This is a genomic window from Ramlibacter sp. WS9 (assembly GCF_003797765.1).
In the GTDB taxonomy this organism is placed as follows: domain Bacteria; phylum Pseudomonadota; class Gammaproteobacteria; order Burkholderiales; family Burkholderiaceae_C; genus Ramlibacter.
In genome coordinates this window covers 138676-154063 of the sequence record NZ_RKMB01000004.1, presented here as the reverse complement: position 1 = coordinate 154063, position 15388 = coordinate 138676, and the positions used below count along the sequence as shown (strand labels likewise).

Annotated in this window: 13 protein-coding genes; all 13 read left to right on the top strand. The window is 64.9% G+C overall.

All coding sequences use genetic code 11. The features are described from left to right. Nucleotide 1: 1 nt before the first annotated feature. Nucleotides 2–1132, top strand: a complete 1131-nt coding sequence (locus tag EEB15_RS08815; protein WP_141509462.1) for a deoxyguanosinetriphosphate triphosphohydrolase — start codon at nucleotides 2–4, stop codon at nucleotides 1130–1132. A 4-nt stretch (nucleotides 1133–1136) separates the two neighbouring features. Then, nucleotides 1137–2345 (top strand): CynX/NimT family MFS transporter, encoded by a 1209-nt coding sequence (locus tag EEB15_RS08810; protein WP_141509461.1) that lies wholly within the window; start codon nucleotides 1137–1139, stop codon nucleotides 2343–2345. Nucleotides 2346–2383: 38 nt separating this feature from the next. Further along, nucleotides 2384–3031: a hypothetical protein gene (locus EEB15_RS08805; RefSeq protein WP_141509460.1), complete on the top strand. Its 648-nt coding sequence runs from the start codon at nucleotides 2384–2386 to the stop codon at nucleotides 3029–3031. A gap of 27 nt (nucleotides 3032–3058) precedes the next feature. After that, entirely contained in the window at nucleotides 3059–3589 is a 531-nt protein-coding gene (locus EEB15_RS08800; protein ID WP_233259418.1) for a DUF1415 domain-containing protein, read from the top strand. Further along, on the top strand, nucleotides 3586–4410 hold the full coding sequence (locus EEB15_RS08795; RefSeq protein ID WP_141509458.1) for an SAM-dependent methyltransferase: 825 nt from the start codon (nucleotides 3586–3588) through the stop codon (nucleotides 4408–4410). Before EEB15_RS08800 ends, EEB15_RS08795 begins: the two co-directional genes overlap by 4 nt. A gap of 54 nt (nucleotides 4411–4464) precedes the next feature. Beyond that, entirely contained in the window at nucleotides 4465–5160 is a 696-nt protein-coding gene (locus EEB15_RS08790; RefSeq protein WP_141509457.1) for a transposase, read from the top strand. A 160-nt stretch (nucleotides 5161–5320) separates the two neighbouring features. After that, the gene (locus tag EEB15_RS08785; RefSeq protein ID WP_141509456.1) at nucleotides 5321–10042 is read left to right on the top strand and encodes a glutamate synthase-related protein; all 4722 of its coding nucleotides are present in this window, start codon (nucleotides 5321–5323) and stop codon (nucleotides 10040–10042) included. 114 nt (nucleotides 10043–10156) lie between these two features. Further along, nucleotides 10157–11623, top strand: a complete 1467-nt coding sequence (locus EEB15_RS08780) for a glutamate synthase subunit beta (protein ID WP_141509455.1) — start codon at nucleotides 10157–10159, stop codon at nucleotides 11621–11623. A gap of 42 nt (nucleotides 11624–11665) precedes the next feature. Next, nucleotides 11666–12481, top strand: a complete 816-nt coding sequence (locus tag EEB15_RS08775; protein ID WP_141509454.1) for an ABC transporter ATP-binding protein — start codon at nucleotides 11666–11668, stop codon at nucleotides 12479–12481. Further along, entirely contained in the window at nucleotides 12478–13260 is a 783-nt protein-coding gene (gene mlaE, locus EEB15_RS08770) for a lipid asymmetry maintenance ABC transporter permease subunit MlaE (protein WP_141509453.1), read from the top strand. The genes EEB15_RS08775 and mlaE overlap by 4 nt, the downstream gene beginning before the upstream one ends. A gap of 10 nt (nucleotides 13261–13270) precedes the next feature. Next, entirely contained in the window at nucleotides 13271–13756 is a 486-nt protein-coding gene (mlaD, locus tag EEB15_RS08765; RefSeq protein WP_141509452.1) for an outer membrane lipid asymmetry maintenance protein MlaD, read from the top strand. After that, on the top strand, nucleotides 13753–14619 hold the full coding sequence (locus tag EEB15_RS08760; protein WP_141509451.1) for a VacJ family lipoprotein: 867 nt from the start codon (nucleotides 13753–13755) through the stop codon (nucleotides 14617–14619). Before mlaD ends, EEB15_RS08760 begins: the two co-directional genes overlap by 4 nt. 102 nt (nucleotides 14620–14721) lie before the next feature. Beyond that, nucleotides 14722–15363, top strand: coding sequence for a phospholipid-binding protein MlaC (locus EEB15_RS08755; RefSeq protein WP_141509450.1), 642 nt, complete (start codon nucleotides 14722–14724; stop codon nucleotides 15361–15363). The last annotated feature ends 25 nt before the right edge of the window (nucleotides 15364–15388 follow it).

The following is a 15388-nucleotide window of genomic DNA, read 5'->3' as shown; positions in this document are numbered from 1 at the left end:
CATGCAGCTTGCGTGCTATGCCAGCGACCCCGCGCGGTCGCGCGGCCGGCGCCACGCCGAAGAGCCAGCCCCGACGCGCACCGAATACCAGCGCGACCGGGACCGCATCGTTCACTCCACCGCGTTTCGCCGGCTGGTCTACAAGACCCAGGTGTTCCTCAACCACGAAGGCGACCTTTTTCGTACGCGTCTCACGCACTCGCTTGAGGTAGCTCAATTGGGCCGCTCGATAGCCCGGGCACTTCGATTGAACGAGGACCTGGTCGAAGCCATTGCTCTCGCGCATGACCTGGGCCACACGCCCTTCGGTCATGCCGGGCAAGATGCACTGGACGACTGCATGGCCGGGCACGGCGGGTTCGAGCACAACCTGCAAAGCCTGCGGGTGGTCGATGAGCTGGAAGAGCGCTACCCGCGCTTCAACGGGCTGAACCTCACCTTCGAAACGCGGGAAGGCGTCTTGAAGCACTGCTCGGCCGCCAACGCGCGCCGTATCGAGGGAATGGAGCCTGGCGGCGTAGCGCGGCGATTCCTCGACCGGACGCGGCCCGGCCTCGAAGCGCAGTTGTGCAACCTCGCCGACGAGATCGCCTATAACGCGCACGATATCGACGATGGCGTGCGGTCGGGGCTGATCACGCTGGAGCAGCTGACGGAAGTTCCTCTGTTCGAGCAATTCCGGCTTGAGACGCTGCGCGAGTTTCCAATGCTCCAGGGCCGGCGCGTGCTGTATGAGTCGATCCGCCGCATGCTCAGCGCGCAGGTCTACGACGTGATCGATGCGACGCGGGTGGCGCTGGCCGCTGCCGAACCGGCTGATGCCGACGCCGTGCGCTCGGCGCGCGCACTGGTGAAATTCAGCGACGACATGGCAGCGCAATCTGCGGCGCTGAAAACCTTTCTGCTGCGCAACCTCTATCGCCACCCCCAAGTCATGGCGACGACGGGGCAGGCCAAGGAAGTCGTGCGCGGGCTGTTCGCGGCGTATCTGCAGGAACCCGGGCAGATGCCGCCGGACTTCGCAGCCCGGCCCAACGTGGCGCGCGCGGTGGCCGACTACATTGCCGGCATGACCGACCGCTTCGCCGCGCGCGAACACGAGCGCCTGACCGGCGCGAAACTCCTGCCTTAGCCGCATGCGCCGCCTCGATCCCGCGCTGCTGGTGGTGCTGGGCGGTGTCAGCGCCGCGCTTCACGTCGGCAAGCTGCCACCGGCGTTGCCTGTGTTGCAGCAAGCGCTGGGCGTGACGTTGCTCCAAGCCGGGTTCCTGTTGTCGCTGGTGCAGCTGGCCGGCATGACGCTGGGTTTGGCCGTCGGCTTGGCGGCGGACGGGTTGGGCCTGAAACGCACCATGGTGTCCGGGTTGGTCATCATTTCCACCGCAAGTTTGCTGGGTGGCTGGGCCATGGAACCTTGGGGCCTGATGGTGCTGAGATCGGCGGAGGGCCTGGGCTTCCTGCTGGCGTCCATGCCTGCGCCCGGACTGATCCGCCGCCTCGTCGAGCCCGAGCGCATGAGCGGCACTCTGGGGCTGTGGGGCGCTTACATGCCTTTCGGCACCGCGCTGTCACTGCTCGGTGGGCCGCTGGTGATTGCCATGGTGGGTTGGCAGGGGTGGTGGTGGCTTCTGGCCGCGCTATCCGCGGCCATGGCGCTGTGGCTTTCACTCGCGCTACCCGCGGATGCGGCATCACCGCGGGCGAAGGGCGATCGGCAGCGATGGGGCGACCGGTTGCGGTCCGCGCTCTCGTCACGCGGCCCATGGCTCGTGGCACTGTGCTTCGCTGTGTACTCGGCGCAGTGGCTCGCGGTGATCGGTTTCCTGCCATCGGTGTACGTGCAGGCGGGCCTGCCGCACGCCATCGCGGGCGCGGCCACGGCCCTGGCCGCAGCGGCGAACATCAGTGGCAACGTGATCGCCGGGCGGCTGTTGCAACGTGGTGTGCGGCCGCAGCTCTTGCTGTACGTGGGCTATGCCGCGATGGCGCTCGGCGGGTTCCTGGCATTTGCCCCCGTTTGGGGCGGCATGGACAACACGCTGGCAGCGGGCTTGCGCTATGCCGCGGTGCTGATGTTCTCGTCCGTCGGCGGGCTGATTCCGGGGACCTTGTTTTCGCTGGCTGTGCGGTTGGCGCCGGGCGAACATGCGGTGTCGGTCACGATGGGATGGATTCAGCAATGGTCCGCCGCCGGCCAACTGGTCGGCCCGCCACTGGTGGCCTGGGTAGCGACGCGCACGGGCGGCTGGCATTGGAGCTGGCTGGTTACCGGCGGCTGCGCGTTGGCAGGCCTGTGGCTGGCCTCGCGGGTGGGAGCTTTGTCGCGGCGCTCACCCGCAACGTAAAATCTTCCCGACCCACCCAGAACCGATTCGAGCCCGCCGTGAGTTTCCTGAACCAACTGAAATCCCAGGCCAACGCCCTGCAGAACCAGCAGAGTCGGACCGAGGCCAACCTGGAAGCCAACACCGCGCAGACGGAGGAAGCCTGCCGCTTTGCCCTGCCCTACCTACAGGACTTGGCGCGCCACCTGAACGTCATCGCGCCGCAAGCGGCCCGCCTCACGCTCGACGGCAAGACGCCATGGCCGGCCATGAAGCTGGTCGAGTTCCGAGTGGATTCGCGCAAGAAGACGTTGCGCAATCGCGAGGTCTTCGACTATTTCGCGATGGGGTGGCGAATCGTGCCGCAGATCGGCGAGCCGATTGGCGGGACGGTGACCGTGAATTTCCCCCCGGATCTTCAGCGCGTGGAATCGCGGCTGATGATGGGACCGATCAAGCACGAGCGCAAGGAATTGCGCCATCCCGAAAAGAACACGCTGCAGGCGATCCAGTTCGACTACATCACCGAAACGCGAGGCAACGTCGTCGCCACACCCGACCACGACAACGCCGACCTCGCGTTCCGCTTCATGAACGCCAGTGGTTTCGGCATCACGAATACCCACTGGCCGGCCGCGAAGATCAAGGCCGATGTGATGGACGAGCTGGCGAAATTGCTGGTGGGCGAGGCGAGCCGCTTTGTCTGACGCATGAGCTGTTCCGTAGAAGCGATCATGCGCGACACGCGCAACTGGCTCGAACGTACGGTGATCGGGCTCAACCTCTGTCCGTTTGCCAAAGCGGTGCACGTCAAGGAGCAGATCCACTACTGCGTGAGCGCCGCGACGACGCCGCGCGAGCTGCTGGACGATTTGGGCAAGGAGCTCGACGACCTGGTGGCGATGGACGCGGCCGTGCGCGAGACCACGCTGTTGATCGCGCCCGGTTGCCTGCACGACTTCATGGAGTTCAACATTTTCCTTGCCAGTGGGGATCGGCTGATCCGTAAACGCGGCTTGGAGGGCGTCATTCAGCTCGCGAGTTTTCACCCCGGATACCAGTTCGAGGGCACGGACGCGGACGACATCACCAACTGCACAAACCGGTCTCCGTATCCCACGCTGCATCTGCTGCGAGAGGAAAGCATCGCGCGCGCGGTCGAGGCGTTTCCGCAGCCGGAGGCAATTTACGAAGCGAACATGAAAACACTGCGCCGGCTCGGGCCCGAGGGTTGGGCCGCACTTGGCGTTGGCCCCTCATCATGAAGAACGATCAGCTGGATCTTCAGCCGGGGCAGTCCACCGAGCTGCTGAAAGAACTGCACATCCTCACGCGCGAGGGACGCATCAACCAGGACTCACGCCGCAAGCTCAAGCAGGTTTACCACCTGTACCAGTTCATCGAGAAACTGCTGCTGGAGTTGCCCGCGCAGCCCGGTCCGACGCTGGCCGATCACGGCGCCGGAAAGTCATACCTGGGCTTTATCCTGTACGACCTGTTTTTCAAGCAGCGGGCAGGGCATATATACGGTGTGGAGACGCGTGCGGATCTTGTGGAAAGGTCGCGTGCACTGGCGGCGCGCCTCGGCTTCGACCGCATGTCCTTCTTGAACCTGAGCGTGGCGGAATCAGCCGACGCATCAATGCTGCCGCCGCGCGTCGATGTCGTCACGGCGCTGCATGCCTGTGATACCGCAACCGACGATGCGATCGCCTTTGGACTTCGCAAGGAGGCGCGGTTCATGGTGCTGGTGCCGTGTTGCCAGGCCGAGATCGCAGGCTGCTTGCGGCAGGGTAAGGCGCTCGCACTGTCGCGCACACCGCTGGCCGAGCTGTGGCGGCATCCCTTGCATACGCGGGAGATGGGTAGCCAGATCACCAATGTGCTGCGCTGCCTGTACCTGGAGGCCAGCGGCTACCAGGTGACCGTGACAGAACTCGTGGGTTGGGAACACAGCCTGAAGAACGAGTTGATCATCGCGCGGCATACCGGCCAGCGCAAACGCAGCGCTGCGGAGCGGTTGCGCGCTGTGCTGGCGGAGTTCGGGTTGGAAGGGCTCGAAGCGGTCCGTTACCCCGGTCTTTAATTGGGGTCAGATTCCAATTTATGATGGGTTTCTGCCACAACCCGATGCACCACTATGGCCCGCCTCCCGCGATTGACCGTTCCCGGGTATCCGCATCACATTATCCAGCGGGGCAATAACCGCCAGCCCATCTTCGCCACCAGCGCCGACTACGAGACGCTGTTGTCGATGCTGGAGGAGCATGCCGCCAAGGCGGGCGTCGCCGTTCATAGCTATGTGCTGATGAGCAATCACTTTCACTTGCTGGCAACGCCGTCCACGGGTGAAGGTATTCCCCAGATGATGCAGTCGGTCGGCCGGCGCTACGTCCGCTATTTCAATCAGCGTCAGGCACGCACCGGCACCCTGTGGGAAGGGCGCTACAAGTCCACCCTGATCCAGGCAGAGCGTCACCTCTTGGCTTGCATGGCCTACATCGACCTCAATCCGGTTCGGGCCGGCTTGGTTGCCGAGCCGGGCGACTACCCATGGTCTAGCTACGGACATCATGTCGGCCGCCGCAGCGACAAGCTGATCGCACCGCACCCGCTTTATTGGGAACTTGGCAATACGCCTTTTTCTCGGGAGGCCGCCTATGGCGAGTTGGTGCGGGCCGGGATCACGCTACAGCAACAGGCCGCGCTGACTGACTCGGCACTGCGCGGTTGGGCATTGGGTGAGCCGGACTATGTCGAGGAGCTGCAGCGCCGGACGGCAAGGCGTGTGAGCAAGACACGTGCGGGGCGTCCCCCGTTGGCGACCAAGCCTTGACGGTTTTTCTCCAGTCCTGAACGCCTTAATCTGTCCCTAATTAATGTGTGAAACATCGAGAGTAAAATTAATTGGAATCTGACCCCAATTAATTTACTTGGCATCTTTGTTGCACTGCATTATTCTCCCAATCCCAACGACATAACTGCAGGAGTGCGCCATGACGACGGCCGCCGAAATTTCCCATTTGCAAGAACACGGCCTGTATTCGGGCGCCAATGAGCACGACGCCTGCGGCGTCGGGTTCGTGGCCCACATCAAGGGCGAGAAGAGTCATGCCATCGTCCAGCAGGGTCTCAAGATTCTCGAAAACCTGGACCATCGGGGCGCTGTGGGCGCTGACAAGCTGATGGGCGACGGCGCCGGCATCCTGATCCAGCTGCCCGACGCGCTCTATCGCGAGGAGATGGCCAAGCAGGGCGTCGAGTTGCCACCGCCCGGCGAATACGGCGTTGGCATGATCTTCCTGCCGAAGGAGCACGCCTCCCGCCTGGCCTGCGAGCAGGAGTTGGAGCGCGCCATCAAGACCGAAGGCCAGGTGCTGCTCGGCTGGCGCGATGTGCCGGTCGACAAGGACATGCCGATGTCGCCCGCCGTGCGCAAGAAGGAGCCGATCCTGCGCCAGCTGTTCATCGGCCGCGGCAACGACGTGATCGTGCAGGACGCGCTGGAGCGCAAGCTGTACGTGATCCGCAAGACGGCCAGCGCCGCCATCCAGAACCTCAAGCTCAAATACACGAAGGAATATTACGTTCCCTCGATGTCCAGCCGTACCGTGGTCTACAAGGGCCTGCTATTGGCCGACCAGGTGGGCACGTATTACCTGGACCTGAAGGACCCGCGCTGCGTGTCCGCGCTCGGCTTGGTGCACCAGCGCTTCTCCACCAACACCTTCCCTGAGTGGCCGCTGGCCCACCCGTACCGCTACGTCGCGCACAACGGCGAGATCAACACCGTCAAGGGCAACTACAACTGGATGAAGGCGCGCGAAGGCGTGATGTCGTCGCCGGTGCTCGGCGCTGACCTGAAGAAGCTGTACCCGATCAGCTTCGCCAGCCAGTCCGATACGGCGACGTTCGACAACTGCCTCGAGCTGCTGACGATGGCCGGCTACCCGATCAGCCAGGCCGTGATGATGATGATCCCCGAGCCGTGGGAGCAGCACACCACGATGGACGAGCGCCGCAAGGCCTTCTACGAATACCACGCCGCAATGCTGGAGCCGTGGGACGGCCCCGCGTCCATCGTGTTCACCGACGGCCGCCAGATCGGCGCCACGCTGGACCGCAATGGCCTGCGTCCCTCGCGGTACTGCGTGACCGACGACGATCTGGTGATCATGGCCTCGGAAACCGGCGTGCTGCCGGTGCCCGAGAACAAGATCGTGCGCAAGTGGCGCCTGCAGCCCGGCAAGATGTTCCTGATCGACCTGGAGCAGGGCCGCATGATCGACGACGAGGAGCTCAAGGCCAGCCTCGCCAACAGCAAGCCCTACAAGCAGTGGATCGAGAACCTGCGGATCAAGCTCGACAGCCTGACCGACACCTCGGGCACGATCCCGCACAGCGACGTCGAACTGCTGGACCGCCAGCAGGCGTTCGGCTACACGCAGGAGGACATCAAGTTCCTGATGTCGCCGATGGCGCAAGCCGGCGAAGAGGGCATCGGCTCCATGGGCAACGACAGCCCGCTGGCCGTGCTGTCCAACAAGGACAAGCCGCTCTACAACTACTTCAAGCAGCTGTTCGCGCAGGTGACCAACCCGCCGATCGACCCGATCCGCGAAGCGATCGTGATGTCGCTGGTGTCGTTCATCGGCCCCAAGCCCAACCTGCTGGACATCAACCAGGTCAACCCGCCGATGCGGCTGGAAGTGAGCCAGCCCATCCTCGACTTCGCCGACATGGCGAAGCTGCGCGAGATCGAAAGCAACACGCACGGCAAGTTCCGCAGCTACACGCTCGACATCACCTATCCGCTGGCCTGGGGCCACGAGGGTGTGGAGGCCAAGCTCGCGTCGCTGAACGCCGAGGCCGTGGACGCGATCAAGGGCGGCAAGAACATCCTGATCATCAGCGACCGCGCCGTCGGCCCGGGCCAGGTGGCCGTGCCCGCGCTGCTGGCGCTGTCGTCGATCCACCAGCACCTGGTGCGTGAGGGCCTGCGCACGACGGCCGGCCTGGTGGTCGAGACCGGCACCGCGCGTGAAGTGCATCACTTCGGCGTGCTCGCCGGCTACGGCGCGGAAGCCATCCACCCGTACCTCGCGATGGAAACACTGGTGTCCATCCACAAGGACCTGCCGGGCGACCTGAACCCCGACAAGGCGATCTACAACTACGTCAAGGCGATCGGCAAGGGCCTGTCCAAGATCATGTCCAAGATGGGCGTGAGCACGTACATGAGCTACTGCGGCGCGCAGCTGTTCGAGGCCATCGGCCTGAACAGCGAGACCATCGAGAAGTACTTCACCGGCACCGCGAGCCGCGTGGAAGGCATCGGCGTGTTCGAGATCGCGCAGGAAGCGATCCGCATGCACAAAGCGGCCTTCGGTGACGATCCGCTGCTGGCCAACATGCTCGACGCCGGCGGTGAATACGCCTGGCGTACGCGCGGCGAAGACCACATGTGGACGCCCGACGCCATCGCCAAGCTGCAGCACGCCTCGCGCGCCAACAACTGGAACACGTACAAGGAATACGCCCAGTTGATCAACGACCAGAACCGCCGTCACATGACCCTGCGCGGCCTGTTCGAGTTCAAGATCGACCCGTCCAAGGCGATCGCCATCGACGAAGTGGAGCCGGCCAAGGACATCGTCAAGCGCTTCGCTACCGGCGCCATGTCGCTCGGTTCGATCTCGACCGAGGCCCACGCCACGCTTGCTGTTGCGATGAACCGCATCGGCGGCAAGAGCAACACCGGCGAAGGCGGCGAAGACCCGGCGCGTTATCGCCAGGAGCTCAAGGGAATCCCGATCAAGACCGGCGACACGATGGCGTCGATCATCGGCAAGGACGCCGTCGAAGTCGACATCCCCTTGAAGGACGGCGACTCGCTGCGCTCCAAGATCAAGCAGGTGGCTTCGGGCCGTTTCGGCGTCACGGCGGAATACCTCTCGTCCGCCGACCAGATCCAGATCAAGATGGCCCAGGGTGCCAAGCCGGGCGAGGGCGGCCAGCTGCCCGGCGGCAAGGTGTCGAAGTACATCGGCAAGCTGCGCTATTCGGTGCCGGGGGTGGGTCTCATCTCTCCGCCGCCGCACCACGACATCTATTCGATCGAGGACCTGGCCCAGCTGATCCACGACCTGAAGAACGTCGCGCCGCACTCGACCGTCAGCGTCAAGCTGGTGTCGGAAGTGGGCGTGGGCACCATCGCCGCGGGCGTGGCCAAGTGCAAGAGCGACCACGTCGTGATCGCCGGCCATGACGGCGGTACGGGCGCCTCGCCGTGGTCGTCGATCAAGCACGCGGGCAGCCCGTGGGAAATCGGCCTGGCCGAAACGCAACAGACCCTGGTGCTCAACCGCCTGCGCGGCCGCATCCGCGTGCAGGCCGACGGCCAGATGAAGACCGGCCGCGACGTCGCCATCGGCGCGCTGCTCGGCGCCGACGAGTTCGGCTTTGCCACCGCGCCGCTGGTGGTCGAGGGCTGCATCATGATGCGCAAGTGCCATCTCAACACTTGTCCGGTGGGCGTGGCGACGCAGGACCCGGTGCTGCGCAAGAAGTTTGCCGGCAAGCCCGAGCACGTCGTCAACTTCTTCTTCTTCATCGCCGAAGAAGTGCGCCAGATCATGGCGCAGCTGGGCATCCGCAAGTTCGACGACCTGATCGGGCGTGCCGACCTGCTGGATACCAAGAAAGGTATCGAGCACTGGAAGGCGCGGGGCCTGGACTTCGCGCGCCTGTTCGCGCAGCCCAACGTGCCGGCCGAGGTGCCGCGCTTCCACGTCGAGAACCAGGACCATGGCCTCGACAAGAGCCTGGACCGCATCCTGATCGAGAAGTCGCGCGCCGCCATCGACAAGGGCGAGAAGGTGCAATTCATCGAGGTGGCCCGCAACGTCAACCGCTCTGTGGGCGCGATGCTCTCCGGCGCGCTGACCAAGGTGCACCCCGAAGGCCTGCCCGACGACAGCATCCGCATCCAGCTGGAAGGCACGGGCGGGCAGTCGTTCGGCGCGTTCCTGGCCAAGGGCATCACGCTGTACCTGATCGGTGACGCCAACGACTACACCGGCAAGGGCCTGTCGGGCGGCCGCATCGTCGTGCGCCCGAGCATCGACTTCCGCGGCGTAGCCGTCGAGAACATTATCATCGGCAACACCGCGCTGTACGGCGCGACCACCGGCGAGGCCTATTTCAGCGGTGTGGCGGGCGAGCGTTTCGCCGTGCGCCTCTCGGGCGCCACGGCAGTCGTCGAAGGCACGGGTGACCACGGTTGCGAATACATGACCGGCGGCACCGTGCTGGTGCTGGGCAAGACGGGCCGCAACTTCGCGGCCGGCATGTCGGGCGGTATTGCCTATGTCTATGACGAAGACGGCCAGTTCGCGAGCCGCTGCAACACGACCATGGTGTCGCTGGAGCACGTGGGCACCGCTGCCGAGCAGAAGGCCAGCAAGACGCGCCTGCACAAGGACCAGGCCGACGAGACGCTGCTCAAGAAGCTGCTCGAAGAGCACAACCGCTGGACCGGCAGCAAGCGCGCGCGCGAACTGCTGGACAGCTGGGCCACGTCGCGCACCAAGTTCGTGAAGGTCTTCCCGAACGAATACAAGCGCGCCCTGGCCGAGATGTACGAGCGAGAAGTGGAAGCCGCCAGCACCGGCAACAACGCCCACGTCGCCATGAAGCACGACAGCGTGGCTGTATGACCCACCCCCGAAGCGCCTTCGGCGCCTCCCCCTCAAGGGGGCGCCACCAGCGGCCCGGCAAAGCCGGTTCCGCGGTGGCCCACGGACGGAATAACTGAGATCGAGGAAATTGCGATGGGAAAGATCACCGGCTTCATGGAATACGAGCGCATCGAGGAGGGCTACCGCCCGATTCCCGAGCGCGTGAAGCACTACAAGGAATTCGTCATTGGCCTGAATGACGAGCAGGCCAAGGTCCAGGGCGCGCGCTGCATGGACTGCGGCACGCCGTTCTGCAACTCGGGCTGCCCGGTCAACAACATCATTCCGGACTTCAACGACCTGGTGTACCGCGCCGACTGGCAGAACGCCTTCGCCGTGCTGGATTCGACCAACAACTTCCCCGAGTTCACCGGCCGCATCTGTCCGGCGCCCTGCGAGGAAGCCTGCGTGCTGAACGTGAACGACGATGCGGTGGGCATCAAGTCGCTGGAGCACGCGATCATCGACCGCGCCTGGGAGAACAAGTGGGTCGCGCCGCGCCCGGCCAAGATCAAGACCGGCAAGAAGGTCGCCGTGGTCGGCTCCGGCCCGGCCGGCATGGCCGCCGCGCAGCAACTCGCGCGCGCCGGCCACGACGTGACGCTGTTCGAGAAGAACGACCGCATCGGCGGCCTGCTGCGCTACGGCATCCCCGACTTCAAGATGGAGAAGGTCCACATCGATCGCCGCGTCGAGCAGATGAAGGCCGAGGGCGTCACCTTCCGTACCGGCGTGATGGTCGGCAAGCTGCCGGAAGGCTCCAAGGTCACCAACTGGGCCAAGGAAACGATTTCGCCCGAAGAGCTGCAAAAGCAATTCGACGCCGTGCTGCTGACGGGCGGCGCCGAGCAATCGCGCGACCTGCCGGTGCCAGGCCGAGACCTGGACGGCATCCACTTCGCGATGGAGTTCCTGCCGCAGCAGAACAAGATCAATGCCGGCGACAAGGTCAAGGGCCAGTTGCGTGCGGACGGCAAGCACGTCATCGTGATCGGTGGCGGCGATACCGGCTCCGACTGCGTGGGCACCAGCAACCGCCACGGCGCCGTCAGCGTCACGCAGTTCGAGCTCATGCCGCAACCTCCCGAGGAAGAGAACAGGCCGCTGACCTGGCCTTACTGGCCGATCAAGCTGCGCACCAGCTCCAGCCACGAAGAAGGCTGCGAGCGCGAGTTCGCCATTTCCACCAAGGAATTCATCGGCGATAAAGGCAAAGTCACTGGTCTCAAGACTGTTCGCGTCGAGTGGAAAGACGGCAAGATGATCGAAGTGCCCGGCAGCGAGCAGGTGCTCAAGGCCGACCTGGTGCTGCTGGCCATGGGCTTCGTGAGTCCGGTCGCCACCATCCTCGAAGGCTTCGGCATCGACAAGGACGCGCGCGGCAACGCCAAGGCGACGGTCGACTTCATTGGCGGCTATGCCACCAACGTGCCCAAGGTGTTTGCTGCCGGCGACATGCGCCGCGGCCAGTCACTGGTGGTGTGGGCGATCCGCGAAGGGCGGCAAGCCGCGCGCTCCGTGGATGAGTTCCTGATGGGGTTCAGCGACTTGCCGCGCTGAGGCCAAGGCTGGGCTAAGCGCGCAGCCTTTATCATCGCCCGCATGACCGAACCCGACGCCGAAGCCCTCGTCGTTTGCCGCAACCTCAGCTTCGGCTATGGGGAGCGGATCATCCTGGACGACATTTCCCTGACCATTCCGCGCGGCAAAGTCACGGCGCTGATGGGCGCGTCCGGGGGCGGCAAGACCACCATGCTGCGCCTGATCGGCGGCCAGGTCCGGGCCCAGAAGGGCGAGTTGCTGTTCGACGGCCAGGACGTGGGCAAGCTCGACCAGGACGGCCTGTACGCGGTGAGGCGCCGGATGGGCATGCTGTTCCAGTTCGGCGCGCTCTTCGCTGACCTCAGCGTTTTCGACAACGTGGCGTTCCCGCTGCGCGAGCACACCAACATGCCCGAGCCGCTGATCCGCGACATCGTGCTGATGAAGCTGCAGGCCGTGGGCCTGCGCGGGGCGCGCGACCTGATGCCATCCGAGATTTCCGGCGGCATGAACCGCCGCGTCGCGCTGGCGCGGGCCATCGCGCTGGACCCGGATCTGATCATGTACGACGAGCCGTTTTCGGGTCTCGACCCGATATCGCTGGGCACGGCGGCGCGGCTGATCCGCCAGCTCAACGACACGCTGGGCATCACCAGCGTGGTGGTGTCGCACGAGATTCCGGAAACGTTCCACATGGCCGACCGTGTGATCGTCGTGGCCAACGGCCGCATCGCCGCGCAGGGCACGCCCGCGGAAGTGCGCGAATCGGCCGACCCCCTCGTCTACCAGTTCGTCAACGCGCTGAGCGATGGTCCTGTGCAATTCCACTATCCGGGACCAACGGTCGCGCACGACTTCGGCGGGGGTTTCGCGTGAGCTGGTACAACCCTGCCGACGTCGGCTTCGCTACGCGCAAGACCCTGGCGGACTGGGGGCACGGCGCGCGCCTGCTGCTGAGGCTCACCATGCTCCTGGGCGCCAGTCTGAGGCGCTTCGGCCTTGTGCGCGACCAGATCCACTTCCTGGGCAACTATTCGCTGGCCATCATCACGGTCTCGGGCCTGTTCGTGGGCTTTGTGCTCGGCCTGCAGGGGTACTACACACTGCAGCGTTACGGCTCTTCCGAAGCCCTGGGGCTGTTGGTTGCACTCAGCCTGGTGCGCGAACTCGGCCCGGTGATCACGGCGTTGCTGTATGCTGGCCGCGCCGGTGCGTCGCTCACGGCCGAAATCGGTCTGATGCGCTCGGGCGAACAGCTCACCGCGATGGAAATGATGGCGGTCGATCCCGTGAGCCGCATCCTCGCGCCGCGCTTCTGGGGCGGCGTGATCGCGATGCCCCTTCTGGCCGCGGTGTTCAGTGCGGTGGGTATCTTCGGCGGCTACGTTGTCGGCGTGATGCTGATCGGCGTCGATTCGGGCGCGTTCTGGAGCCAGATGCAGGGCGGCGTGGACGTCTGGAAGGACGTCGGCAATGGCGTCATCAAGAGCTTCGTCTTCGGGATCGCGGTGACGTTCATCGCCCTGCTGCAGGGGTTCGAGGCGCAGCCGACGCCCGAAGGCGTCTCCAGCGCCACCACCCGGACGGTGGTCATGGCCTCGTTGTCCGTTCTCGGTCTGGATTTCATCCTGACCGTGATGATGTTCAGTATTTAGGAGGAGCCTCGTGCAGCGTTCCAGAAATGATGTGTGGGTCGGCCTGTTCGTGATCGTCGGACTGCTGGCGATCGTGTTCCTCGCCCTGAAGGCGGCCAACCTGCTGAACCTGAGTTTCCAGCCGGAATACCGCGTCGTTGCCAAGTTCGACAACGTGGGCGGCCTCAAGCCGCGCGCCGCCGTCAAGAGCGCGGGCGTCGTGGTGGGCCGCGTGGAATCGATCGCTCTGGACGTCAAGTCGTTCCAGGCGCGGGTGACCCTGTCCCTGGAAGGCCGGTACGTCTTCCCGAAAGACAGCTCCCTCAAGATCCTGACCAGCGGGCTGCTCGGCGAGCAGTACGTCGGCGTCGAAGCAGGCGCGGATTCGGCGAACCTTGCGGCTGGCGATACCATTGGCGCCACGCAGTCCGCCGTGGTGCTGGAAAACCTGATCGGCCAGTTCCTGTACAACAAGGCGGCGGACGGCGCCAGTCCAGGGACGGCCCCCAAGAAATGACTTCGATATCACCTTCAGTTGCCCGCGCGGTACTGCGGCTGGCGCGTCCGGCATCGCTGGCGGCGATGGCGTTGCTGCTCGCCGGCTGCGCCGGCTTCAACACCAACCCGCGCGACCCGCTCGAGCCCATGAACCGGCACGTGACGACGTTCAACGAAGGCGTCGATTCGCTGGTGCTCAAGCCCGCCGCCACAGCGTACAAGCAGGCCGTTCCGCCGCTGGTGCGCACCGGCGTCGCCAATTTCTTCGGCAACCTGAGCGACGCCTGGTCGTTCGTCAACAGCGCGCTGCAATTCAAGTTCCAGAACGCGGCCGAAAACTTCATGCGGCTGAATGTCAACACGGTGTTCGGGCTGGGCGGCATCCTGGACGTCGCGAGCGAATTGAACATCGAGCGCCACCGGGAGGACTTCGGCCAGACGCTCGGCCGCTGGGGCGTGCCCGCCGGGCCCTACATCGTCCTGCCGCTGCTCGGCCCCTCGACATTGCGCGACACGGTCGCCTTGCCGATCGACCGCAAGGCCGACCCGCTGTCGTACTTCTCGCCGGTGGACGTTCGCAACTCTCTCACGGTGCTGCGGGCCGTCGATATTCGCGCCAACCTGCTGCGGGTGGGCGGCGTGATCGACGAGGCGGCGCTGGACAAGTACAGCTTCACGCGCGAGGCCTACCTGCAAAAGCGCCGCGCCGAGATCATCGAGACCAAGGATTCCGATGGCGCCGAGCCCAAGGCCGATGGCACGCCCGCCCCGGTCTCAGCGCCGATGCCCGCGCCCGCCGCGTCCGCGCCCACGCCCGCGGAACCCGCAGGCCCGCAATCAGCGGAACCGCCCGGACAACCGGCATCCGCCCCCGCACGTTAAGGTTGCAGACGGTTTCAAACACCGGCTGTGCCCCGGAACCGGGCGGGACCCTGGTGTTCCAAGGATGTCGCGGAAGAGTATTCCGCATGAAAGGTTGAATCGATGAAAAGACGTGTTTTGGGCCAGTTGGCCGCGGGTTTACTGACGTTGGCGGCTTTTGCCGGCCTGGCACCGATGGCGCAGGCCGCCGATGAAGCGCCGGACGCGATGATCAAGCGCCTCTCCGACGAGGTCCTGGCATCGATCAAGTCCGACAAGGCGATCCAGGGTGGGGATACCAGCCGCATCCTCGCGTTGGTCGACAGCAAGATCATGCCCAACGTGAATTTCCAGCGCATGACGGCCGCCGCCGTGGGTCCGGCCTGGCGGCAGGCCACGCCCGAGCAGCAAAAGCGGCTGCAGGACGAATTCAAGGTGCTCCTGGTGCGCACGTATTCCGGCGCGCTGGCTCAGGTCGATGACCAGACCATCAGCATCAAGCCGCAGCGCAGCGCGCCCACCGACACCGACGTGGTGGTGCGTACCGAGATTCGTGGTCGGGGCGACCCGATCCAGCTCGAATACCGCCTCGAGAAGACACCGGGGCAGGGCGCGGGCTGGAAGATCTACAACCTGAACGTCCTGGGCGTGTGGCTCGTGGAAACGTACCGCAGCCAGTTCTCGCAGGAGATCAACGCCAAGGGCGTGGACGGCCTGATCGCCGCCCTGGCCGAGCGCAACAAGTCCAACGCGAAGAAGAGCTGATGAGCGACGCTGGGCCGCCCCAAGG

Bases quoted from the DNA above. Each gene is read 5' to 3' on its own strand.
- EEB15_RS08815 (WP_141509462.1), top strand. From the start codon at position 2: ATGCAGCTTGCGTGCTATGCCAGCGACCCCGCGCGGTCGCGCGGCCGG.
- EEB15_RS08810 (WP_141509461.1), top strand. From the start codon at position 1,137: ATGCGCCGCCTCGATCCCGCGCTGCTGGTGGTGCTGGGCGGTGTCAGC.
- EEB15_RS08775 (WP_141509454.1), top strand. From the start codon at position 11,666: ATGACCGAACCCGACGCCGAAGCCCTCGTCGTTTGCCGCAACCTCAGC.
- EEB15_RS08790 (WP_141509457.1), top strand. From the start codon at position 4,465: ATGGCCCGCCTCCCGCGATTGACCGTTCCCGGGTATCCGCATCACATT.
- EEB15_RS08760 (WP_141509451.1), top strand. From the start codon at position 13,753: ATGACTTCGATATCACCTTCAGTTGCCCGCGCGGTACTGCGGCTGGCG.
- EEB15_RS08755 (WP_141509450.1), top strand. From the start codon at position 14,722: ATGAAAAGACGTGTTTTGGGCCAGTTGGCCGCGGGTTTACTGACGTTG.
- EEB15_RS08800 (WP_233259418.1), top strand. From the start codon at position 3,059: ATGCGCGACACGCGCAACTGGCTCGAACGTACGGTGATCGGGCTCAAC.
- EEB15_RS08785 (WP_141509456.1), top strand. From the start codon at position 5,321: ATGACGACGGCCGCCGAAATTTCCCATTTGCAAGAACACGGCCTGTAT.
- EEB15_RS08780 (WP_141509455.1), top strand. From the start codon at position 10,157: ATGGGAAAGATCACCGGCTTCATGGAATACGAGCGCATCGAGGAGGGC.
- EEB15_RS08795 (WP_141509458.1), top strand. From the start codon at position 3,586: ATGAAGAACGATCAGCTGGATCTTCAGCCGGGGCAGTCCACCGAGCTG.